The organism is Rhizobium sp. MHM7A (genome assembly GCF_005862215.1).
GTDB classification, from domain to species: Bacteria; Pseudomonadota; Alphaproteobacteria; order Rhizobiales; family Rhizobiaceae; genus Rhizobium; species Rhizobium bangladeshense.
In genome coordinates, this window is the sequence record NZ_VCHT01000014.1 from 100,190 (window position 1) to 123,297 (window position 23,108).

Sequence of the window (23,108 nt, forward strand, 5' to 3'; positions counted from 1 at the left end):
ATGAGCGATAAAACCATCGACACGGCCGAAAAGCCTGAATTCTATCTGACGGAAGACCATCATCCGGAGAACAGCACCAATCTCGGCTTCTGGCTCTACCTGATGAGCGACTGCCTGATCTTCGCCGTGCTGTTTGCCACGCACGGCGTCGTCGGCCGCAACTATGCCGCCGGCCCGTCGCCGGCCGATCTCTTCGATCTGCCGATCGTCGCCCTCAACACTTCGATGCTGCTCTTCTCGTCGATCACCTATGGCTTCGCCATGCTGCAGATGGAGCGGAACGCCAAGGCGGAAACGCTGTTCTGGCTCGCCGTCACCGGCGTTTTCGGCGCGGCCTTCATCGGGTTGGAACTTTACGAGTTCATCCACCTGATCCACGAGGGTGCCGGGCCGACGCGCAGCGCCTTCCTCTCCTCCTTCTTCACGCTCGTCGGCACCCACGGCCTGCACGTCACCTTCGGCATCATCTGGCTGATTACGCTGATGGTGCAGGTGTCGATGCACGGGCTGATCGAGGCCAACCGCCGCCGCCTGATGTGCCTTTCGATGTTCTGGCACTTCCTCGACGTCGTCTGGATCGGCGTCTTTTCCTTCGTCTATCTGCTCGGAGTTCTCGGATGAGTTCGCAAGCACCCGCCCATGAAGATGCCCACGAGGCCCATCACGGTCACAGCCACGGCCACCAGGCCGGCCACGGCACGTTCCGCAGCTATATGGCGGGCTTCGTGCTCTCCGTCATCCTGACCGCCATTCCTTTCTGGCTCGTTATGGCAGGCGTGTTCGAAAGCCCGACGCTGACAGCGGTGCTGGTGATGGGCCTCGGCGCGATCCAGATCGTCGTCCATATGGTCTTCTTCCTGCACATGAATCCCCGAAGCGAAGGCGGCTGGACGATGATGGCGCTGATCTTCACCATCGTCATCGTCGCCATCGCACTCTCCGGCTCCCTCTGGGTCATGCATCATCTCAACACCAACATGATGCCGATGAGCCCAGAGATGATGAAGAACATGCCGTAACGAAGGGGCGGCCGAGCGCGCCCTAAGCCCATGAGCGAAGCCTCGACGGAAAAATCGGAAAGACGGCATTTTCGGGCAAAACGCGCCCTCTTCGCCATCTGCCTGACGCTGCTTGCCGCCATCCTCTTTGGTCTCGGCACCTGGCAGGTTCAGCGGCTGGGCTGGAAGCGCGATCTCATCGCCCGCGTCGACCAGCGAGTGCACGCAGCCGCCGTGCCGGCCCCGGCGCGCGCCGACTGGGACAAGGTCAACACCCGCGACGACGAATATCGCCGGGTGACCGTCGAGGGAATGCTGGCAAACGACAAGGAAACGCTGGTCTATGCCTCGACCGTGCTCGGTCCGGGTTATTGGGTGATGACGCCGCTGACGCTCGCCGACGGCACTGATATCCTCGTCAATCGTGGCTTCGTGCCGACGGACAGGCGCGATCCCGCTTCCCGCCGTGATGGTCAGGTGTCAGGCCCGATCGAGATCACCGGGCTGCTGCGGATGACGGAACCGAAGGGATCGCTGCTCCAATCAAACGACCTAGCCTCGGACCGCTGGTATTCGCGCGATGTCGCAGCGATCGCGCAAAAGCGCGGCCTCGGCGCGGTCGCGCCCTATTTCATCGATGCCGACGCCGCTGCCAATCCCGGCGGTCTGCCTGTCGGCGGCCTGACGGTCATCCATTTCCCCAACAATCATCTCGTCTATGCGATCACCTGGTACGGGCTGGCGGTGATGGTGCTGGCATTGCTGGTATTTGTCGTTCGCGGCGAGATCGGCAGAGGCCGCCAGGAGTAACCAAGGCACCCAGCCTCGCCTTGCAGTGACCGGGAGCGCTCCGCCAAGCAGTTGCGCGGCCCGGATTAAGTTCTTGTAAAGTGATCTCCGATACTGCTTGCCCGGACAGAACATATAAAAGCTGCACATGAGCCGGCCGGATTACATCCCCAGTCTCGATGGTCTGCGCGGTATCGCCGCGCTTCTGGTCGTGCAAGCCCATATCGGGCTTGTCTTTCCAAATACAGCCTTGCATTTCATCACTATGGGCAGCGAAGCCGTCGGCTTGTTCTTTGCCCTCAGCGGCTTTCTGATGGCCCACCTCTACGGCTCACGGCCGGTGACCAGAGAAGCCGTCCTGGATTTTCTTGTTAGCCGCTTTGCCCGCATCTATCCGGTCTATCTGGCCGCTGTCCTGCTCGTGGCGATGCTTTCCGGCGTCCAGGATCTAGGCTTCATTCAGCCGATCACCGGCAGCATCGACTTTGTGCGCCATGTCTTTCTTCTGGGCTCGAGTGGCGTTTTCTGGTCAATTCCACCAGAAATTCAGTTCTATCTCCTCTTCCCCATCCTATGGCTCTGCTTGGCGCGCCCGCACCGTTATGACGGCGTGATCGTGGGCTTGGCGGTGCTGGTCGTGGTGGATGGCCTGCTTGAACTGCCGGGGCCAGGAATACTGCTTCTTTCCAAGCTCCCTTACTTTCTTTTCGGCGCACTTGCCGGGGCGATGCATTCCTACTGGGATAAATGGACGCCATCCGCCCTCACGGGAGCTTTCGCGCTGTTCCTTCTGGCGGTGTTCTTCACTTACAGACACGTCTTGCCGCATTTTTCTCCTGAGTTCTGGGGGCTGCAAAGCGCGGTCGCCGCAGCCGTAATCGTGGCACTCGTCGCTCGGCAACCGCCCATCGCAGCACATGTTTTGGCGGCTGCGCCCATGCGGTTTTTAGGGGCGGTCAGCTTTTCGCTCTATCTATTCCACGTTCCGATCATGTTCCTTGCGCGCCGCGCTTTCGATGGACTGATACCGGAACCGGCGATCATTGTGGCGGCGCTTGGCGTTGCGGCAGCAGGAGCATGGTTCATACATGAAACGGTAGAAGTCCCGAGCCGACGCCTGCTCGTCGGGTGGTGGCGGCATCATCGGTGGCGCTCGGGCGAAATTCCGGCTGAGAAGATCGAACAGGCGATCCTCGATCTGCAAGAGGCCGAAAAGCGCCTTCTGAGCAGCGCAATTCTGGCACAAGAAATCTCGACGACCTCAGAAGTCGGAGAGGGAGCCGGCCGCACGGTCATCGAGGATAAAGGCGACGAGAAGCTTCGCGCCTGAGCGCCGGTCCGGCTTACACTAAACCGCAATCCGGCTGATCGCTTCGGCAAGCTGCGCCTGCGAGAAGGGTTTGCCCAGGCGGGGCAGATTGGTGGCGCCGGTACCGTCCGGCAGATCGGCGTAACCGGTGGCGAGAATGATCGGCATTTCAGGCCACTCGCTGCGGATCGCCTCGGCGAGTTGCGCCCCCGTCATCCGCGGCATGGCGTGATCGCAGATGACCAGATCGACCGGCTCCTTGCGCAGAATGTCGAGCGCCTCGGGACCGGCCATCGCCTCGAAAACGGTGTGGCCGAGATCCTCCAGCATCAGCGTCGTATTCATCAGGACCAGGCCGTCGTCATCGACGGCTACGATCCGCAGCCCCTGCGGCGCGTTCACCGGGCGTTGCGGCACGTCGACCGACGCCGCGGCGGCCTGTTCGGCAATGACGACAGGAAACCATAGTTCGGCCGTCGTGCCTTCACCGAGAGTGCTCTTCAGGATGAGCCGGCCGCCGGACTGGCTTGCGAGACCCTGCACCATGGAAAGGCCGAGACCGGTGCCCTTGCCGACACCCTTGGTGGTGAAGAACGGCGTCACCGCCTGCTCCAGCGTCTTCGCATCCATGCCTTCGCCCTCATCGATCACCGCGATACGAATATAGCGGCCGGCCGACAGCGGGCCCTGGCCCACGCTGATCGTTTCCTCGGATGCACGGAGCACGATGCGGCCGCCGGTGGGCATGGCATCGCGAGCGTTGACGACAAGATTGAGGATCGCCATCTCCAGCTGGTTGGGATCGGTGAGGATGGTAGGCAGCCTCACCGGGAAGGAGGTCTCGATCGTGGTGAGGGGACCGAGCGACCGGCTGAGAATGTCCAGCATGCCACGCACCAGACCCGAGACGTCGATCGGCTCCATGTGCAACTCCTGCCGGCGGGAGAAGGCAAGCATGCGCTGCGTCAAGGCAGCACCCCGCTGGGCGCCTTGCATCGCATTGTCGACCAGCGACGTCAGCGAGAGGTCTTGTGGCATGCGCTTCTTCAGGATTTCGAGACTGCCGATCACCGCCATCAGCAGATTGTTGAAATCATGCGCGATACCGCCGGTCAACTGACCGATCGCCTCCATCTTCTGCGACTGGAAAAGCTCTTCGCGCGCCTGCTCCAACGCCCGCTGGGTTTCCATCTTTTCGGTGATGTCGCGGGTAATCTTGGCGAAACCCAGCACTTCGCCTTCTTCGTCGCGGATGACGTCGACGACGACGCTGGCCCAGAAACGGCTGCCATCCTTACGGACACGCCAGCCTTCCCTTTCGAACCGGCCTTCGGCCCGCGCGACGCGGAGCGCCTTTTCCGGCAGGCCGGCCGCGCGATCCTCGGGCGTGTAGAATGTCGAGAAATGCCGGCCGATGATCTCCTCCGGCCGATAACCCTTGATGCGCTCGGCACCGAAATTCCAACTGCTGACATTGCCGTCGGGATCGAGCATGTAGATCGCATAGTCCGAAACGCCCTGGACGAGACGGCGAAATTGCTCCTCGCTCTGGCGGATCGCCTGTTCGGCTGCCCTGCGTTCGGTCAGATCGCGGGTGATCTTGGCAAAGCCGACCAGTTCGCCGGAGGGGTGGCGGATCGGATCAATGACAACATGCGCCCAGAAGCGGCTGCCGTCCTTGCGCTGGCGCCAGCCCTCACCTTCGAACCGACCCTGCTCCACCGCCGTGGCGAGCGCGCGCCCGGGCAAGCCCGCGGCGCGATCCTCTTCTACGTAGAAACGAGAAAAATGCTCGCCAAGAATTTCCGAAGGTTTGTAGCCCTTGAAACGTTGAGCGCCGGTATTCCAGCTGGTGACGATGCCTTCCGGGCTCAGCATGTAGATGGCATAGTCGGTGATGGCATCGACCAGAAGACGAAAGCGCCCCTCTTCATTGAGAGACGTATCATGTCGATCCAGCACTTCCATCTGCCCCTCTCGGTCACCAGCGCCCTTAACGCGGCACCGGGCAGATGGTTCCGAAAATATCACACTTTTTCACACTGCCCTGACCTGCGGATGGAACAGCTCGCAAATATGCTCGGCAGCAGCATAGGCCTGCGAGACGATCTCCGGCACCAGATCGATGTCTGGCAAGCTGCCGAGACCAAGCGGGCCGACGGCAAAGAGGCCTGCGACCGTCGAACCGTCCTCCAGGAAGGGCTCTCCGCGGGCATTGACCGCCACTCCGAGCGAAAGTTCGTCCGGCATGGCGAGGCCCGCGGAAAACAGGCTCTGCATCAGTGGCGCCGAAAGATCCGGCGCCTGACAGCGGCAATCGATGATCCGCTCGGCATGGATGATCTCTTCGATTGGGGAACCGGCCGGCGTGAAGAAGAGACCACTCAAGCCCCGCCGGCCGACCCGGCCGCGGCGGAGCACAGTGCGGCCTTCGGCCAGCTCGCGTTTCAGGCGCAGGTGCATCGCCTCCGGCAGACGATTTCGGTGGCTGTCGTAGATCGCCCTCAGATGGCGGTTGAACTGGTGTTTGTCGCGGGCCGGCAGCGATCTCCAGAGGGAGCGCGCATGTTTCCTCAGACCATTCATTACCGATTGCCAGCTTCGCCCCTGCTCTTCCGCCTCGCGACAAGCCTGGCGGATGAAGCGCACGATGTCAGGCAGGCTCTCAGGCAGGGCTTCGGCCGGAAACACCGGATCGGCGGAATTCGGCGTATGGCTCTGGGGCAGGAAGCCGCGCCGGGAAATGATCGTCACTTGCCCGGCATAACCGGAATCGCGCAGCTGCAGCAACTGATCGACGACGCGAATGCCGCTGCCGAGCAGCACGGCATGCGGCCGCGCTACGAGACGCTGGGCCCGGACCGGCGAAGCGGCAGGGTCTTCGGCCTTCGGATCGCTCAGGCCGTAGCCGGTCGCAAGAATCACCGTGTCGAACAGCGGGTTGGGCGGATTGGCGCTTTCGAGCAGGAACCGGTCACCATGGCTGCGGCGGATCGCCACCACAGGATCGTTGCAGACCTGAACGGTAATGTCCCGGCGCGCAGCGAGGGCTTCCGAAAAGCGCTGGTAGACGTAGTCGCTGAAGATTTCCTTCGGCACGAAGATCTGCCGGAAACCGGGAATGGCGGCCGGCACGGCGGCGCGGAAAGCGGCATTGCTACACAGCCAGTCGTTGAAATCGTCGCTGTCCCCGACCGAAACCGAGAGATCACGCACGCGGGTGTTAAGGATCGTCGACGCGCGGGCCGAGGCCAGCGCCTGCCCGCCACTGACCGAGGAATACGGATCGAATAACTGCAGATGGAAGGGGGCGCGCACGGTCTTCATCAGTGCAATGGCCGCCATCATTCCGGAGAAGCCGCGCCCGACGATCGCTATACGCGGTACGGCCGAGATCTGCGCCGCCGCCTTGGCCCTTCCGGAAAAAAGTCCCTGAACCGTCATCGCAACTCCTTTGCGCTTCTTTCGCAGCCTGGGGTCGATCGAGGTTTCAACGCATAAACAGCGGCTCACGCGTTGATGAGGGTCACGCGGCCATTCCCGCCGCAGCTCGGGGCTCAACCGGGGGAGCCCGCAAGAGAACGAGGGCCTAATCCCTCGCGATAGTCTATCAATCTGGTCGTGTATGAAAGCGCCAAAAACCGCAAGTGGCAAGAGGTTTGTTTGAAACGAGTCTTAAGTCTCTGAGGGTGCAGAATATTTTTCCACCTGCGCTCAAAGTGGCAACGCTGGTCAGTCGCCGTCACCCGATCGTTGCCTTCATCAACTGCTCCGCACTTCCTCTTAGCGCGTGTCCAACTTGACAAGTCTGCTCGGAATGCTCGGACCATCCGGATGGCGCCGTTCAATCAAGCTCCCCATACGCCTATCAACATCTTGAGAAACCGCTCCGCCGCCGGCGACAAGGTGCCGCCGCGGCGGCGAACCACACCGATCGTACGAGATATCTCGGGATTGCGAATGGGGCGAGTGATCAGGAACGGATGATCTTCTCGCGGGGTTGCCATTCGTGGCAGCACCGAAATCCCAAGGCCCGCCTCCACCAGCCCAAGGGAGGTGGACAGATGAGTTACCTCATAGAACCAGCGTAGCTTTATGTTCGATTTTGCCAGTGCCGCGTCGAGCAGCGTTCTGTTGCCGCTCGACCGATGGACGGTGATCACGTGATAAGGCTCCAACTCCGCCCACTCGACCCATTGTTTTGCTGCAAGAGGATGATCCTTGCGCGCTGCAAGTACGAACGGGTCTTCCGCGAGCCGCTCGAACGTAAGGTCCGGGTCGGAGGTGCCCATGATATTTATTCCGAATTCTACTTCTCCACTTGCCACGGCTTGAAGACCGTCGGTGGCCGGCAGATCGAGGATACGAAAACGGATGTTCGGATATTCTTCATTGAACTGGCGAATGACCGTCGGCAGGAAGTAGAATGCTGCGGTTGGAAGACATGCGATGGTCACCAACCCCCCTCGATTTGGTCCAACGTCACGTACAGCGAAGAGGGAGCCATCGAATTCTTCCAGCATGCGTCGGACGAGGGGCACCAGTTCCGTGCCGAGAGCCGTCGCGGACACATGCCTGGTTGTGCGTTCCAGGAGCGGTGCCCCAATGGCCTGCTCCAATTTTTGAATGCGGCGGCTCAAAGCGGGCTGCGACATATGCAGGGCATCGGCCGCCCGATTGAAGCTCTCCAGTTCTACGACGCTCAGGAAGGCTCGTAGGTCGAAGATCTCACAATTAATGCTCATATTGCATCAATCCTCCAATTTTTAGCATTTTACAAATAAAAAATTCTTTCAATAATTGGATCAAAGGACGCCAATTAATACGGCGAAGGCATAATTCCGGCGAAAGCACACCGATGAACGATTTGATGGCTATTCCCTGCGTTCTGATGAGAGGCGGCACCTCGAAAGGCCCGTTCTTCCTCGCCAGGGATCTTCCCGCGGACGCTGACCAGCGCGACAAGATTCTGCTTTCAATCATGGGCTCAGGTCATCCCTTGCAAATCGATGGAATCGGTGGCGGCAACCCAGTCACGAGCAAGGTGGCCATCATCGGACCTGCCAGCGTTGCCGACGCCGACGTCGATTATCTCTTTGCCCAGGTGCGGGTTGACCAACAGATCGTCGACACGTCCCCGAATTGCGGCAACATGCTCGCTGCAGTCGGCCCTTTCGCGATCGAAGCTGGACTTGTACCGGTTCGCGGAGAAACGACGCTCGTTCGCATCCATAACGTCAACACCGGAAAGCTGATCGAGGCCGAAGTTCCGACCCCGAACGGCAGCGTCTCCTACCTCGGTGAAGCTGCGATCGATGGCGTGCCCGGTCGCGCTGCGCCGATCGCACTGACTTTCATGGACGCCGCCGGGGCTCGTACTGGACAGCTCTTTCCCACCGGCAAGCCCGTCGATCTGATCGATGGCGTGGCTGTCACCTGCATTGACTGCGCCATGCCAATGATCTTGATCGAGGCAGCGTCGATCGGCGCAACCGGCTTCGAAACAGCGGCTGAACTCAATGCTGACAGGAAGTTGCTGGAACGGCTGGAAAAGCTGCGCATTGCAGCTGGCGTTCGGATGGGCCTTGGAGACGTGCGCAATCAGGTAACGCCAAAGCCGGTGCTCATCTCCCGACCAAAGACCGGAGGCGACATCAGCGTGCGGTATTTCATGCCGCATCAATGTCATCCATCCCTCGCGACCACGGGCGCCGTTGGAATCGCCACAGCCTGTATCAGCCAGGACACGGTCGCTTCGCTTTCGATCGGCAGGCGAGCCCCCCCGGTTGTTCTTTCCATCGAGCACCCCAGCGGCCACCTGGATGTCAAACTGTATGAGCGCGACGGCAGGGTCGTCGCCGGAATTCTTCGCACCGCCCGCCGGCTGTTCGAAGGACATGTGTTAGCAAAACCTGTCACGCAACTGGGTTGCGCGGCATAATAGCTCTGGCCGCCGGGAGGGCGCCATCAACAGGAGGAGAATGTCATCATGCGCAAGCTCATGCTCGCCCTCGCGGCAACCGTCGCGTTTACCGGATCCGCATTGGCGGATCCCGTCCGCATCAGCGTCGGATCCTACAACCTCAACAATCTCCCCTTCCCTGTCGCTCAAGGGCTCGGACTTTATGAAAAGGAGGGGCTGGAGGTGACCGTTGAAAATTTCGCGTCGGGCGGTTCTAAGACGCTTCAGGCGCTTGTTGCCGGCTCAACCGACATCGCCGTCGGCTTTTACGATCATACGATCCAAATGCAATCGCAGAACAAGGCCGTCGTCGCCTTCGTGCAGCTCGCCCGCAATTCAGGGCTCGTGCTGGCCGGGGGTAAAGAAAGTAAGTTCGATCCGGCAAAGCCTGAAACGATCAAAGGCGCAAAAGTCGGGATCACCTCGCCGGGTTCGTCTTCCGACTTCTTCGTCCGCTACTACCTGCAACGCAACGGCTTGTCCGCAAACGACGTGTCGCTGATCGGCGTCGGCTCCGGGTCGGCCGCTGTCGCAGCGCTCGAACAGGGCAAAGTCGACCTACTCGTCAATTACGACCCGGCTGCGACCTTCATCGAGGCCAAGGGCGTCGGCAATATCCTGATTGACGGGCGCAGCGACGACGGCGCCAGAGCGATCTATGGCGGGATTTACCCAACGTCTGTCCTCTACGCCACACAGGACTACATCGATGAAAACCCCGAGACCATTCAGAAGGTCACCAATGCGACCGTCAAAGCGCTCGAATGGATGAATAGTCACTCCGCCGAAGAGATCGTAGACAAACTCCCGAAGGAGTTTATTTCCGGCGACCGCGACACCTACGTCAAGGCAGTCAACAACGCAAAGGCGATCTTCTCGAACGACGGACGCATAAACGAAGAAGATATCAAAATTCCGCTCGCCGTTCTGAGGAGCTTCAACGAAAAAGTCGCAGCGGCTGAAATCGATCTCACCAAAACCTACACGAACGAATTCGTTGGTAAGGTCCCGAACGCCGCTGCCAACTGATAGGAGGAGGTCATGGAATTGGCCCTAGTGAAAACCGCACCGCCGACGAACAGCCAGAATCTTGCAAAGCCCATGGTTTCCATCGACGCGGTCACCATGTCCTTCGGTGCTTATGTGGCTGTACAGGACGTCAATCTAAGTGTTTCCGATGGTGAGTTCTTGGCCATCGTTGGACCGACTGGATGCGGCAAAAGCACCATACTTAATGCGATTGCCGGCCTCCTTAAGCCTGCGAGTGGCACTGTTTCCATCGATGGTCAGCCGGTGCGAGGGGTCCGGAATGACATCGGTTATCTATTTCAACAGGATGCATTGCTTCCTTGGAAAACCGCAATCGAGAACGTAGAACTCGGCCCCATGTTCAAGGGTGTCGGCGCTGCCGACCGGCGCGAGCAGTCGATGAGATGGCTGGCGAAGGTCGGATTAAAAGGGTTCGAGCATCGATATCCGCATCAACTTTCCGGCGGTCAGCGCAAGCGTGTGCAGATGGCACAGGCACTGATCACCGGCCCCAAGGTCATCCTGATGGACGAGCCTTTCTCCGCGCTCGATATCCATACCCGCCACCTGATGCAGAACGAGCTGCTGCGGCTCTGGCAGGAGGAACGACGCGCAGTGGTGATGATAACGCACGACCTAGAGGAGGCGATCGCCCTCGGCGATCGAGTCGTCGTGCTTGCCGCCGGACCGCGCTCGCGCGTGATCGACAGCTTCCCCGTCGGCCTCGAACGCCCGCGAGATGTCGCCGAAATCAAGCTCGATCCGCGCTTCTTGGATCTTTATCGTAACATCTGGTCATCGCTGCGCGGCGAAGTGGAGAAAAGCTATGAACGTCATGACTGAACGCCTCATTCAAATCGTGCTGCTCGTGGCAATTATCGGCGGCTGGCAGCTCGGTGTCGCGGCTGGCGTCATTGACGTCTTCTTTTTCCCGGCTCCGGTCGACATTTTCGAGCAGGTCGTATCTTGGGTAGCGGACGTCAGCTTCTATAGCCATGTCGCCATCACCCTGACGGAAACCGTGCTGGGCTATCTCTTCGGAACGGCACTTGGGGTGGCAGCGGGCGTGTGGCTCGGCCTCAGCCGTTCGGCCGCTCGTATTCTGGACCCCTTCATCAAGGGACTGAACGCTATTCCTCGCGTCGTGCTCGCGCCGATCTTCGTGCTATGGCTGGGTCTTGGACTGTGGTCCAAGGTGGCGCTCGCCGTGACGCTGGTGTTCTTCGTCACCTTCTTCAACGCGATGCAAGGGGTGCGTGAAGTCAACCCGGTGGTGCTGTCGAACGCCCGCATTTTGGGAGGCAATCGGAGGGACCTGCTTCGCCATGTCTACTTCCCGGCAGCGGCGAGCTGGATTCTGTCGTCGTTGCGCACTTCGGTCGGCTTCGCCGTGGTGGGGGCGATTATCGGCGAATATCTCGGCTCCTCTGCCGGGCTCGGCTACCTGATCGCGCAGGCCGAAGGCAATTTCGATGCGGTCGGCGTCTTCGCCGGCATCCTGATCCTTGCGATCTTTGTCTTGATTATCGACAGCATTCTGGACATCGCGGAGAAGCGTCTCATCAAGTGGCGCACAAGCGCTGCCGAGCGGCCGGCCTGACGATCGTCAGCGTAAACTATAAGAACTGCTAGCAAGCGCTCTCCCTTTCCTCGAAGGGAGAGCGCAAACATTGTGAGCGACGGCGTACTCCGGTCAATACGTCTTCGTGGCGCCGCGGGCCTTCAGCGTACGCTGAGCGATGCTTTCAGCGACCCGGCTCTCTCCTAGCGGTTGCCTGACATGGGAGTGCTGCGGCAACCCAGCCGAGCGCCGATTGTTCCCGCTGGAGATGCGAAGGAGCCTCACGTAAAAATAACCAACTGGTGAATTCTTTACTTGAACCCCCAGTTGGAATCGGCAAAAATAAGGGTGCTATCAATCCCTTCATGGATTTGCCGTCTTTTCGGGCCAGCGTCCGAGCACCACATCTATTGGAAAAATACCGTGAGCAGCGATGCGTCAACACGCGCGACGAAGCATTCGGCTTCGATGGCGCTTGCAACTGCGGCAGGCTGGGGCCGAGGCCTCTATACACTGGTGCGCATCACCGTAATGGCCTTCCGCCACCCCTGGCAAGCCGGCTTTGCGATCGGCGCCACTCTCATCGCCTCTACCTTCCAGCTGATGATCCCTCGCCTTCTCGGCCAGGCAGTCGACCACACGCAGATGGCGATGGGCGGCGGCGCGGCGGGGCAGGCGGCGCAGGACGCACTTTTGGCCACGGCGCTGCTCTTGCTGGGCGCCAGCGTGCTGCGCGGTCTCTTCACCATGGTGCAGAACTACTACAGCGAATCCGTCGGCCACCACATGGGCTACGAATTGCGTCTGGCCTGCTACGAGAAGATCCAGCGCCTGTCCTTCAGCTTTCACGACACGGTGCATTCCGGCGATCTGATCACCGTCGGCCTGCTCGATCTCGAAGGCGTGCGCATGTATTTTTCGACGGCGCTGGTCCGCATGATCCTGCTGTCGATCCTGATCGGCATCGGCGCCTATATGCTGCTATCGACCGATGTCGTGCTCGGCTTGCTGGCGCTCTCCTTCGTGCCTTTCGTCGGCTGGCGTTCCTCGGCAACGCAGCTCAGGCTGCGCGCCACCTGGCTCGACCTGCAGGAACGGCTGTCGGTGCTGACCCGCATCATGGAGGAGAATCTCGGCGGCATCCGTGTCGTGCGCGCCTTTGCCGCGCAGGAGCACGAACTGTCGAAATTCGAGGCGGCCTCGAAGAACGCACTGGCGCTCGCGCATCAACGCGTCGGCATCCGTGTCGTCAACACCAGCGCCATGACCTTCTCCTTTTTCGCGGCGATGGGGCTCGTGCTCTGGGTCGGCGGCGGCAAGGTGATGTCGGGCGAGATCACCGTCGGCACGCTCGCCTCGTTCCTGACCTTCATGACCATCCTGCAGATGCCGGTGCGCCAGCTCGGCCTGATGGTCAATGCCTTTGCCCGCGCTTCCACCTGCGGCACGCGGCTCTTCAATCTGCTCGACCTCGACATCGCGATCAAGGACGCGCCGGATGCCAGGGAGCTCGACGTAACGGAGGGCGTGCTGCGCTTCGAGAATGTCAGTTTCGCTTATCCCGGCTCGGAAAAGCGCACCATACTCCACGATGTCTCCTTCGAAGCCAGGCGCGGCCAGACCATCGGCATCGTCGGCCCTCCCGGCAGCGGCAAGTCGACCATCGCCCATCTGATCCCGCGCTTTTACGATGTGACGGGCGGCAGGATCACCATCGACGGCCAGGACATCCGCAAGGCGACGCTGCAGTCGCTGCGCCGGGCGGTTGCGGTCGTCCAGCAGGATTCATTCCTTTTCACGACGACGATCGAGAACAACATCGCCTATGGCGATCCCTGGGCGAAGGAAAGCCGCATCGAACGCGCCAGCGAAAGCGCTCAGCTGCACAATTACGTGCTCGGCCTTCCCACCGGCTACGGCACCGTCGTCGGCGAACGCGGCGTTTCGCTGTCCGGCGGTCAGCGGCAGCGCCTTTCGATCGCCAGGGCGCTGATGCTGAAGCCGGCGGTGATGGTGTTCGACGATTCGACGGCGGCAATCGATGCGGCCACCGAGCAGCGCATTCGCAGCGCCATGCGCCGCTATGCCGCCGACCGCGTGACGATCATCGTGGCCCATCGCCTGAGCTCGCTGATGCATGCCGATTTGATCCTGTTCGTCGAAGACGGAAGGATCGTCGAGCGCGGCACGCATCAGGCGCTGCTTTCGCTCGGCGGACGCTACAAGGCGCTCTACGACCTGCAGGTGCGGCCGGGCGACGAGGTGCTGAGCGCATAGCGATATCCCCACGTCTGCCCCTGGGGAGAAGAGCGACGAGCGATAGATGCGACCACCTGATATGGCCGCGGGAGGAAAGGCATGGCCGAAGAATTGGAAACCGAGCGTCCCGACGTTCGCGAGGATGGACGCCGCCCGCCGCGGGCGGTGGTCGGTTCTCACCGCGTCGAGGAGGAAATGTTCGGCAAGGCTTTCGACGGCAGCATCATTAAGCGCATCTGGGCTTTCGTTCGCCCCTACCGCACCCAGGTTGTCTGGGCCGTTGTCGCGGTGCTGACCTTCACGATGATGCAATTGCTGATCCCGCTGATCATCCGTTACGCGATCGACCACGGCATGTCGCCAGGGGGCAATCATTCGGCGCTGATCTGGGCGATCGTCGCCTTTACCATCGCCATCCTTATCAACTATGCGGCCAGCTACGCTCAGGAAACGCTGGTCGGCAATGTCGCGGAAGAGGTGCTCTTCGACATCCGCAAGGCGATGTTCTCGCATCTCCAGCGCGTCTCGCTCTCCTTCATGGACAAGACCGAGGTAGGGCGGCTGATGTCGCGTCTGCAGGGCGACGTCAACTCGATGCAGGAATTCCTCGAAACTTCGGTGCTGTCAGTCGGCGACATCGTGCTGCTCTTCGGCATCATCTTCGTGATGCTGTATCTCGATTTCAAGCTGGGGTTGCTCACCCTCTCGGTGCTGCCTGTGCTCTTCATCGTCCGGCTGTTCTGGCTGCCGCTCGCCCGCAAGTCGTTCATGGCCGCGCACGAGACCAATTCGGTTGCGAACGGCGCGCTCGCCGAAGCGATCCACGGCGTGCGCGCCGTACAGAGCATGGACCGACAGGGCGTCAACTTCATGCTCTACGACGACAAGGCGCATGCTAATCTCAAGACGCATCTGACGGCAGCGCGTTATGCCCAGGTGATGGTGCCGATCGTCGACAGCCTGACCGGCGTGGCGATGGCGCTCGTCATCGTCGTCGGCGGCGCCCGCGTTCTCAACCAGGCGCTCGACGTCGGCGTGCTCGTCGCCTTCCTCTTCTACATCCAGCGTTTCTTCGACCCGATCCGGTCGCTGACTTTGCAATATTCGGTGATGCAGCGTGCCATGGCGTCGGGCCAGCGGCTGACCGAAGTGCTCGACGTGCCAGTTGACATCAAAGACGCGTCTGACGCCAAGACCCTGTCCCGCGACATGGACGGCTCGGTGGAATTCAAGGATGTCGTCTTCGGCTACAATCCGAAGCATCCGGTGCTGAAACATGTGAGCTTCAAAGTCAATCCGGGCGAGACGGTGGCGCTTGTCGGGCCGACGGGATCGGGCAAATCGAGCTGCATGTCGCTTATCCATCGCTTCTACGACGTGCAGCAGGGCCAGGTACTGGTCGGCGGCCATGACGTCAGGAAACTGACGCAGGATTCGCTCGGAGCGCAGATAGCCATGGTGCTGCAGGAGCCCTTCCTCTTTACCGGCACCGTCTTTGAAAACATCCGCTACCACAAGGTCAATGCGACCCGCGAGCAGGTGATCGAGGCGGCCAAAGCCGTCGGCGCGCATGAGTTTGTCATGCGCCTCCCCGATGGTTACGACAGCGTTCTCGGTGAGCGCGGCGGCAATCTCTCGCTCGGGCAGCGCCAGCTTCTGAGTTTTGCCCGCGCTTTGGTGGCGGATGCGAAGATCCTCGTTCTCGACGAGGCGACGGCCAATATCGACAGCTATACCGAAATGCTGATCCAGAAGGCTCTGGTGAAGCTGCTCGAAAACCGCACCGGTCTCGTCATCGCCCATCGCCTGGCGACGATCCGCGAAGCCGACCGCATCATCGTGCTGCAGAACGGCGAGATCATCGAAAGCGGCGATCACCGCCAGCTGATGAAGAACGGCAAGCTCTATTCCAAGCTCTATAATCTCAACTACGCCTCATTCGACGATATTCCCGAAGATGTGCTGGATGAGACGACGGCTGCGGAATCGGCGACCTGATGCCGGATGACCTGCGTTAATGCCTGTCGCAAAGTTTGAACGAACCAACGCCTTGCTGCCGCATTTCCCTTTTATCCGGGGCAAGTGCCACTGAGGAGAATGTCATGAAGAGAATTATTAGCAGCCTGTTGATCGCGACGGCCCTTGTTGGATCGGCCATTCAGCCTGCTGCCGCGCGTGACCGTCATCATGATGACACCGGTCGAATTATTGCCGGCGGCGTTGCCGCAGGTGTGGTCGGCGGCCTGATCGGAGGTGCGATAGCCAATAGCGGCCCTCGCTATATCGATGGCCCCCGCTATGTCGAACCGGCTCCGAGATGTTGGTACGAGGACCGCGATGTCCGCAACCGCTATGATGGCGGTTATCACGTCGAGACGGTACGCGTCTGCGAATAGCCTGAAATTTTGCGGCGGCATTGATGCGATTCAACGCCGCCGCTTTCGCGATCAGCCGAGTCTGCAACCGCCGCCTCGCTTATGCCAAGCACCATCGCGGTGCCGTTCAGCCTAAGCAAGATCACGGTCATAAGATCGGCGACACCCCCGAGTTTCATCGATAAAGACGAGCCGCCTCGGATCGAAGCGCAAGTCTTCAGTTGCCTGTCCCATTTCATCAGAAATTCAATGCGACTGCGATCGTCTGCTGTAGCTCGTTCTTCGAAAAGGGCTTGCCGACCAACGGCTGGTGAGCAAATTCAGCAGGCAATCCACTCAGGCCATATCCGGTGCTGAATATGAATGGAATTTGACGTTTGCGGAGGATTTCCGCGATCGAAAAGCTGGGCTCGCCAGCGAGGTTGACGTCCAGCACCGCCAGATCGACTTCCGCTTTGGTCGCGACGATTCGCGCGTCCGCAAGCCGCGATACGGAAGCGACGACCTCGAAACCGAGATCCTCGAGCATGTCCTCGATCATCAGGGCCACCAGGCCCTCGTCCTCGACAACGAGGACCTTCAGGCCGGAAATGTTTCTCATGCGTCCACCAGTCCGACTGGAATCGAGATGCGACAGGCTACGCCGGCCTGCTCAAAGGCGAGGTCAAACTCACCTCCCAGGTCGCGCTCGATGCAGCGTTCCATCAGCCGGGTGCCGAAACCGCGCCGGGTCGGTGGCCGGACCGGAGGCCCGTCATGCTCATGCCATTCGAGGATAATCCGTGGCTGAGCTCCGGCCTCACCTCGCAGACGCCAAGTCAGGGATAGCCAGCCCGCCTCCGAGGATAGTGCTCCGTATTTGATTGCATTCGTGGCGAGCTCATTGAGAGCCATTGTCAGGCTGAGTGCTGTCCTCGAATTTAGAGCAGCAGGAGGCCCATGGACCTTGATGCGCCCGGCTGCTTCGCCGGCGAGCGGCATCAGCACCTCCCGGGCGAGCGAATCCAGGGGAGCGTCCTCCCAGTGCCGCTTGGTCAGAAGATCGTGGGCGCGGGAAAGAGCCAACAGTCGGTCTTCGAAGCGCCGCAGGAAATCATCGAGATCGTCGGCGTATCTTGCGGTCTGTCCGGACAATGATTGCACGGTCGCCAGCATATTTTTGACGCGATGATTGAGCTCGTCAATGAGAGTCTTCTGCCTGCTTTCGGCCCTTTTGCGCTCGGTGATGTCGACGAGCATGTTTATCGCTCCGACGAGATGTCCATCGCCGTCATGAAGCGGCGTGGGATAGGGTATGAAGGGAACACGGCTGCCGTCCGGCCGCTCCGCAATGGCCTCCACTCCGCGAACCGGACGATCTTCCCTCAACGCTATGGCCATCGGACACTGGTCGTGCGGCAGTGGCGTGCCATCGGGATTGAAGAGACGCCAGGTGACACACCACATGTCGCCGGCCTGTGGCGTTCGCCCTGACATCTGTATCGCCGCCTTGTTATAGAAAGTAATCCGTCCCGCCTGATCCGTCGTATAGATTGCGGCCGGTAGTGCTTCGAGCAAATCGCGCATGTGTTGCTCGCTTGCGCGTATCTGATCTTCCATCTGCTTTGCGGCAGTGACGTCCTGGATTATGCGCACGCCGTAACGGAAGCCGCCGACCTTATCCCGCACGGACGAGCTATGGATATCGAGGTAGACGATGCTTCCATCCGGTTTTGTTGCGCGTTTGCGCAGCACATAATTATCGAGTTCTCCGACGATCTGACGCGCATAGAGTGTGGCGTCCTCCTCTCGGTCGTCACCATAGGTGTAGTCGAAGAAGCTCATGCTGAGAAGCTCGTCCCGAGAACGCCCCAGCATCTGGCACAGAGCGTCGTTGACGCGAAGCAGGCGCCCTGCGGAGTCCGCTTCCGCAATTCCGATAGTCGCAGCCTCGTAGGTCGCGGCAAGACGTTCCTCACTGTCCCTGCGGGCGCTCTCGGCTTCGTGGAGATCGGTCACATCGGTCGTGAAACAACGCGTATTGAGGAACTCTCCATCCTCGAACCGGCTGTTGGAGGTGATCAGCACATGTTTGATCGAACCGTCTTTGGCGCACAAACGAGCAGGATAACGGTCGAGCTTCTCGCCGCATGACAATTTGTGGAGGATATCCCCGATCACCGGCGCATCCGCGTGAAATTCGGCGATATGCCGTCCGACATACTCTTCGGCGGTGTAACCGAGAAGAGCAAGCTCTGCCTTGTTGGCGCGCTGGATGATGCCATCCCCACCAACGATGTGAAGACCTATTGCGCTGTTCTCGAAGAAATCCTCAAGATCTGTGTTTTTGCGATGCACCTCCTGCTCCATGGCCTTGTGCGCTGAGATGTCCTGGAAGCAGTTTATCGCACCTTGAATACGGCCCTCGTCGTCTTTCAGCGCACGCACGTTCACCAGTGCAACAAGACGCGAGCCATCCGGCCTTTCGATGACGACCTCAGCGTTGCGGACTTCCCTGCCGGTGAAAACAGCCGTCGCCATCGGGCAGACTTCGTGATCCAGGGGAGTTCCGTCCTGCAGGAAAAGAGCATGTGAACCGCAGAAGCGTTCGCGCCTGTCTTCGAGCGGAGGCGTTCTTCCCCAGAGGTTGGCGGCTTCTTTGTTATAGCGGACAAGCCAACCGTCGTGATCGCATAGATAGACGGCACCAGGGATTGCGTCCAGCACGCTCGGCGCCGCAGCAACAAGCGCGTCGTATTCGCTCATCTTGCGGGCGGGGACGGGGAATTCCTCGATATTCGACATCGGCGACCTTTGCGCTTATGATCTTGTCGTCGCAATCGAGGCAATTGTGGTGTCACGCGAGGTAGCACGATCTCGTCCACCTCATCCGCTAATCCATCGAACCAACAGCAACACGTCTAAACGTGCAACTTTGGGATTGGTTTCATCTGATAGCGAAGTTTCCAGAGGTCCTCAAAGTTGATGCAGTCGACCCCTGGCTCACCAGCGCAACTCGTTGCAGCTGCACAAAGTCTTTCAGCGTCGGTCCAAGCGCCTTAAGCCTCCCCGCAGCTTCGCCGGAAGCTCTTCCAACTGAGCCTTGGCGATGTCCAGCGCCTCGGCGCGGTTCGATTGAGATGCCGGTCGCGGATTTGCCCGATGAAGATCAGATGCTAGATCTCATAAGGATGCTATTGACGTTGGCCACGCCGCAAAATTCGGGCTGCCGCGGCCGTCTGTCATCTGGCTGTCAGAGACAATCAATACCTGACAGTTGATGAATGATGGTCCGGCGAACGGCGGCAAGACGCCAAAAAAAGAACGCATGCGTTTCGTCAGCGCCGAGCAGGTGGCACAGCTGGCGGGCGTTTCGCGTTCGGCCGTCTCGCGCAGCTTTACGCCAGGCGCGAGCGTTGCGCCTGCAACCCGCGAAAAAGTGCTGCGGGCCGCAGACGAACTCGGCTACCACGTCAACGACCTGGCGCGGGGCGTGCTTGCCAATCAGAGTCGCCTGGTCGGCATCGTCGCCACGCGGCCGGAGGTGGGTTTCCGCGCACATCTGGCCGCCGCCCTTGCCAAAGCCCTGATCCGGCGCGGAAGCATTCCGATCCTCATCAACACCGGCCAGACGGAAGACGAACTGCTCGCCGCCCAGAAGATGCTGATAGGCCATCGCGCCGAGGCGATCATCATCCTGTCCGGCTCGCCGCCGGCGAGTTTCCTCGAGCTCGCGCAGCGGAACGGCCAGCCGCTCGTCGTCATCGGCCGTTCGGAGCCAGACGTCGACCATGTGCGCGCCGGCAACTCCGAAGCCTCGCGCAGGGCGGCGACAGCCTTTTACGAAAGCGGCCGGCGTCGGCTGGCGGTCATCGGCTCCAACTCGGGGACGCCTGCGATCGTCGAGCGCGAAACCGCCTTCCTTTCCGCGGCCGAGTCGCTCGGCGCATCCGTTGTCGTCGTACGCGGCGACGATTCCGATTATGAGAGCGGCGTCGTTGCCGGCCGCGCGCTCTTATCAGAAAAAATAAAGACCGACGCTGTCTTCTGCGCCAACGACCTGATCGCCTTCGGACTGATGGATGTCGCGCGCCAGGAAGCACGGCTGCGCATTGCGGAAGATGTCGCCGTCATCGGTTTCGATGATGTGCCGGAATCCTCCTGGCTGAGCTATCAGCTGACCACCTTCCGCCAGGATCCTTTGACCATGGCGCAACGCGCCGTCGCGCTAATGGAGCGGCGGCTTGAAAACCCGAACGCGCCGCCGGCTTACGAACGCGTCATTCCGGAACTCGTCATCCGCCAGAGCTTCAGGCCATAACCCGTCCCCCGACTTTTCGCGGGCGGCATCCTGTGGCAAGAAAGGGCAAATACGATCCGGTCGGGAGGAAAATCGTCGGAGATGAAGGGAATTCGTCAGCTCGCCGAGCATCTCGACATTTCGATCGGGACCGTGTCCCGAGCGCTGAACGGGAAGCCGGATGTCAATGAAGACACGCGCCGGCGCGTGCTCGCCGCCGCCGAAGAGCTCGGTTATGTCGCCAACCAGTCGGGCCGCAGTCTCCGCCAGGGGATGACCAACGTCATCGGCCTGATGCTGGAGGTCAGCCGCGAGACGGTCGAAAACAGCGACGACTTCTTCCTCGGCGTCACCGACGGGCTGCAGAGCGTCTTTTCCCGCCACAAGCTCGATCTGGTCATGCTGCCCTGCCCCGATGACGAGGACCCGCATGAATATCTGAAGCGCATGGTGGCGCGGCGGCTGGTCGATGCGATGATCATCTCGGCGACGCGGCGCACCGATCGGCGCATCGAGCTTCTGGAAAAGGCCCGCATCCCCTTCGTGGCGCTCGGCCGCAGTGCGTCAGGCGGCAGCTATACCTGGATGGACCTCGATTTCGAGGGCGTGGCGGCGCGCGGCGTCGACCGGCTCGTGGCTAAGGGTCACCGGCGGATTGCGGTGGCGGCCCCCTCCTCCGACATCAATCTCGGCTACATCTTCATCGACAGCTACCGCCAGGCGCTGAAACGCCACGATATTCCCTTCGACCCGGCCCTCGTCATCCGCGTCAAGTCGAGCGAACAGGGGGGTTATCAGGCCGGTCACGAGCTGCTGATGATCGAAGAACGCCCGACCGCGATCATCCTCATCCACGAGCTGATGGCGATCGGGCTGTACCGGCGGCTTGCCGAAGCTGGCATCGTGCCGGGGCGCGATCTCGCCGTCGTCGGCTTCCGTGAGGAGCCGCGCACGCATTTCCTGCAGCCGTCGCTGACTTCCTTTCGCATGTCACTGCGCGATCTCGGCGCCCAGCTGGGGGAAACCTTGCTCGCCACCATGCCGGCCTATGCCGATCATTATCCGCAGGGCGCCCGCAACAGGATCTGGCCGATGGAGCTCGTTCCAGGCGAAAGCGACGCCTTCACGCTGACCGGCTGAACCCCGTCACATAGGCAAGGTTCAGCCGGGCCGGCATCAGGCGCGGCCTGAGGCCGCCTGATGCTCCCGGCTCGACAGCTGATGCGCGACGAAGAAGACCAACACGGCGCCGGCAGCAAGGCAGGCGGCCAGGAAGAACATCGGTGCGATGGTGCTTCCGCTCTCATCCTTGATCCAAGGCACGACGTTTTGGGCGATGAAGCCGCCGAGGTTGCCGACCGAGTTGATTGCGGCAAGGCCGGCCGCCGCACCCGCGCCTTTCAGGAAACGCGAAGGCAGGCTCCAGAACACCGGCTGGGGGGCGAAGATGCCGGCGGCAGCGACGCAGAGGAAGACGAATTGCACCGTATGGTTCGGGATCAGAGCTGACAGCAGCAGGCAAGCCGCGCCAATGAAGGCCGGAGTGACGATATAGGGCGTCTTCGATTGCGCCTTGTCGGCCATGGCGGGCACTGCATAGAGCGAGACGGCGACAAGCAGCCAGGGAATGACGTTGAGGAGACCGTTCACGGTGTTGCTTACGCCGAAGGCCTGGACGATGGTCGGCAGCCAATAGCTGAGCCCATAGGCCGACAGCGGAAAGGCGATATAGCAGAGCGCCATTAGAAGGACGCGCGGATCGACGAGCGCCTTGAAACCATTCTCGGCATTCTCGCCCATGCCGGCGTTTTCCGCAGTGAGCCGGCGTTGGAGCCAGTCCTTCTCCTCACGGCTGAGGAAACCTGCGCTCTCCGGCCGGCCGGGAAGATAGTAAAAGGTGACGATCCCGGCGATGACGGCCGGCACACCGGTCGCCAGGAATACCCATTCCCAGCCGGCAAAGCCGTAGAGGCCGTCGAGATCAAGCAGCACGCCGCCAAGCGGTGCACCGACGGCATTGGCGATCGCGCTGAAAATCATGAACAGCCCGACCATCCGACCGCGATAGGCCGAAGGGAACCAGAGCGTCAGCAGGTAGAGCACGCCAGGGAAGAAGCCGGCTTCGCAGACGCCGAGCAGGAAACGCAGGATATAGAACATCGTCGCGTTCTGCGTGAAGGCGAGCGCCACGGTGACAAGCCCCCAGGAGACCAGGATGCGTGCGAACCAGACACGCGCGCCGAGCCTGTCGAGGAAGAGATTGCTCGGCACTTCGAAGAGAAAATAACCGATGAAGAAGAGCGAAGCGCCAAGACCATAGGCATATTCGCTCAACCCGAGAGCATCAACCATCTGCAGCTTGGCGAAGCTGACGTTCTGCCGGTCGATATAGGCGATCAGATAGAGAATGCCGAGAAACGGCATCAGCTTCCAGGTGATTTTCGTGATCAACCGCTTCTCATCGACCATGCATATTCTCCAGATTGCGACCGTTTATGCAGCCTAAATAGAGCGGCTCTCCGATAATCAATTAGGCGTTGCATATTG

General features: G+C 60.6%; 19 protein-coding genes. 13 read left to right on the forward strand and 6 right to left on the reverse strand.

Annotated elements, in window-relative coordinates; genetic code table 11:
- From cyoC to FFR93_RS32025, 4 genes are all read left to right on the forward strand, one after another.
- Complete coding sequence (gene cyoC, locus FFR93_RS32010; protein WP_064707488.1) at positions 1-621, forward strand: cytochrome o ubiquinol oxidase subunit III; 621 nt, start codon at positions 1-3, stop codon at positions 619-621.
- Entirely contained in the window at positions 618-1,019 is a 402-nt protein-coding gene (cyoD, locus tag FFR93_RS32015; protein ID WP_064713269.1) for a cytochrome o ubiquinol oxidase subunit IV, read from the forward strand. Before cyoC ends, cyoD begins: the two co-directional genes overlap by 4 nt.
- A 30-nt stretch (positions 1,020-1,049) precedes the next feature.
- Positions 1,050-1,808, forward strand: coding sequence for an SURF1 family protein (locus FFR93_RS32020; protein ID WP_138396167.1), 759 nt, complete (start codon positions 1,050-1,052; stop codon positions 1,806-1,808).
- Between the two features lie 127 nt (positions 1,809-1,935).
- Entirely contained in the window at positions 1,936-3,117 is a 1,182-nt protein-coding gene (locus FFR93_RS32025) for an acyltransferase (RefSeq protein WP_138396169.1), read from the forward strand.
- Between the two features lie 18 nt (positions 3,118-3,135).
- Here FFR93_RS32025 and FFR93_RS32030 read toward each other — a convergent pair whose 3' ends face one another.
- The 3 genes from FFR93_RS32030 to FFR93_RS32040 form a co-directional block, all read right to left on the reverse strand.
- Complete coding sequence (locus FFR93_RS32030; RefSeq protein ID WP_138396170.1) at positions 3,136-5,064, reverse strand: PAS domain-containing sensor histidine kinase; 1,929 nt, start codon at positions 5,062-5,064, stop codon at positions 3,136-3,138.
- A 69-nt stretch (positions 5,065-5,133) separates the two neighbouring features.
- Positions 5,134-6,540 (reverse strand): FAD/NAD(P)-binding protein, encoded by a 1,407-nt coding sequence (locus FFR93_RS32035; RefSeq protein ID WP_138396171.1) that lies wholly within the window; start codon positions 6,538-6,540, stop codon positions 5,134-5,136.
- A 404-nt stretch (positions 6,541-6,944) separates the two neighbouring features.
- Positions 6,945-7,841, reverse strand: coding sequence for a LysR family transcriptional regulator (locus FFR93_RS32040; protein ID WP_138396172.1), 897 nt, complete (start codon positions 7,839-7,841; stop codon positions 6,945-6,947).
- Positions 7,842-7,954: 113 nt separating this feature from the next.
- On the opposite strand from FFR93_RS32040, the gene FFR93_RS32045 reads away from it, so the two are divergent.
- From FFR93_RS32045 to FFR93_RS32075, 7 genes are all read left to right on the forward strand, one after another.
- Positions 7,955-9,037 carry a 4-oxalomesaconate tautomerase gene (locus tag FFR93_RS32045; RefSeq protein ID WP_138396173.1) on the forward strand — a complete coding sequence of 361 codons (1,083 nt, stop codon included), beginning with the start codon at positions 7,955-7,957 and terminating at the stop codon, positions 9,035-9,037.
- A 48-nt stretch (positions 9,038-9,085) separates the two neighbouring features.
- Positions 9,086-10,087: an ABC transporter substrate-binding protein gene (locus FFR93_RS32050; RefSeq protein WP_138396174.1), complete on the forward strand. Its 1,002-nt coding sequence runs from the start codon at positions 9,086-9,088 to the stop codon at positions 10,085-10,087.
- Positions 10,088-10,099: 12 nt separating this feature from the next.
- Entirely contained in the window at positions 10,100-10,930 is an 831-nt protein-coding gene (locus tag FFR93_RS32055; protein ID WP_138396175.1) for an ABC transporter ATP-binding protein, read from the forward strand.
- On the forward strand, positions 10,914-11,687 hold the full coding sequence (locus FFR93_RS32060) for an ABC transporter permease (protein WP_064707354.1): 774 nt from the start codon (positions 10,914-10,916) through the stop codon (positions 11,685-11,687). The genes FFR93_RS32055 and FFR93_RS32060 overlap by 17 nt, the downstream gene beginning before the upstream one ends.
- A 429-nt stretch (positions 11,688-12,116) precedes the next feature.
- Positions 12,117-13,925, forward strand: coding sequence for an ABC transporter ATP-binding protein (locus FFR93_RS32065; RefSeq protein ID WP_138396226.1), 1,809 nt, complete (start codon positions 12,117-12,119; stop codon positions 13,923-13,925).
- 81 nt (positions 13,926-14,006) lie between these two features.
- Complete coding sequence (locus FFR93_RS32070) at positions 14,007-15,905, forward strand: ABC transporter ATP-binding protein (protein WP_138396176.1); 1,899 nt, start codon at positions 14,007-14,009, stop codon at positions 15,903-15,905.
- A 104-nt stretch (positions 15,906-16,009) separates the two neighbouring features.
- Positions 16,010-16,303 (forward strand): hypothetical protein, encoded by a 294-nt coding sequence (locus tag FFR93_RS32075; RefSeq protein ID WP_064707356.1) that lies wholly within the window; start codon positions 16,010-16,012, stop codon positions 16,301-16,303.
- Between the two features lie 217 nt (positions 16,304-16,520).
- On the opposite strand, the gene FFR93_RS32080 is transcribed toward FFR93_RS32075, so the two are convergent.
- A complete protein-coding gene (locus tag FFR93_RS32080; protein WP_064707357.1) occupies positions 16,521-16,883 on the reverse strand; it encodes a response regulator in 363 nt (120 codons plus the stop codon).
- The gene (locus FFR93_RS32085; protein WP_138396177.1) at positions 16,880-19,066 is read right to left on the reverse strand and encodes a PAS domain S-box protein; all 2,187 of its coding nucleotides are present in this window, start codon (positions 19,064-19,066) and stop codon (positions 16,880-16,882) included. Before FFR93_RS32085 ends, FFR93_RS32080 begins: the two co-directional genes overlap by 4 nt.
- Before the next feature lie 475 nt (positions 19,067-19,541).
- On the opposite strand from FFR93_RS32085, the gene FFR93_RS32090 reads away from it, so the two are divergent.
- Both FFR93_RS32090 and FFR93_RS32095 read left to right on the forward strand, forming a co-directional pair.
- Complete coding sequence (locus FFR93_RS32090; protein ID WP_138396178.1) at positions 19,542-20,582, forward strand: LacI family DNA-binding transcriptional regulator; 1,041 nt, start codon at positions 19,542-19,544, stop codon at positions 20,580-20,582.
- Positions 20,583-20,663: 81 nt separating this feature from the next.
- Entirely contained in the window at positions 20,664-21,701 is a 1,038-nt protein-coding gene (locus FFR93_RS32095) for a LacI family DNA-binding transcriptional regulator (protein WP_138396179.1), read from the forward strand.
- A gap of 36 nt (positions 21,702-21,737) precedes the next feature.
- Here the strand turns inward: FFR93_RS32095 and FFR93_RS32100 are convergent, their stop codons facing one another.
- Positions 21,738-23,030 (reverse strand): MFS transporter, encoded by a 1,293-nt coding sequence (locus FFR93_RS32100; RefSeq protein WP_138396180.1) that lies wholly within the window; start codon positions 23,028-23,030, stop codon positions 21,738-21,740.
- Positions 23,031-23,108 lie beyond the last annotated feature (78 nt).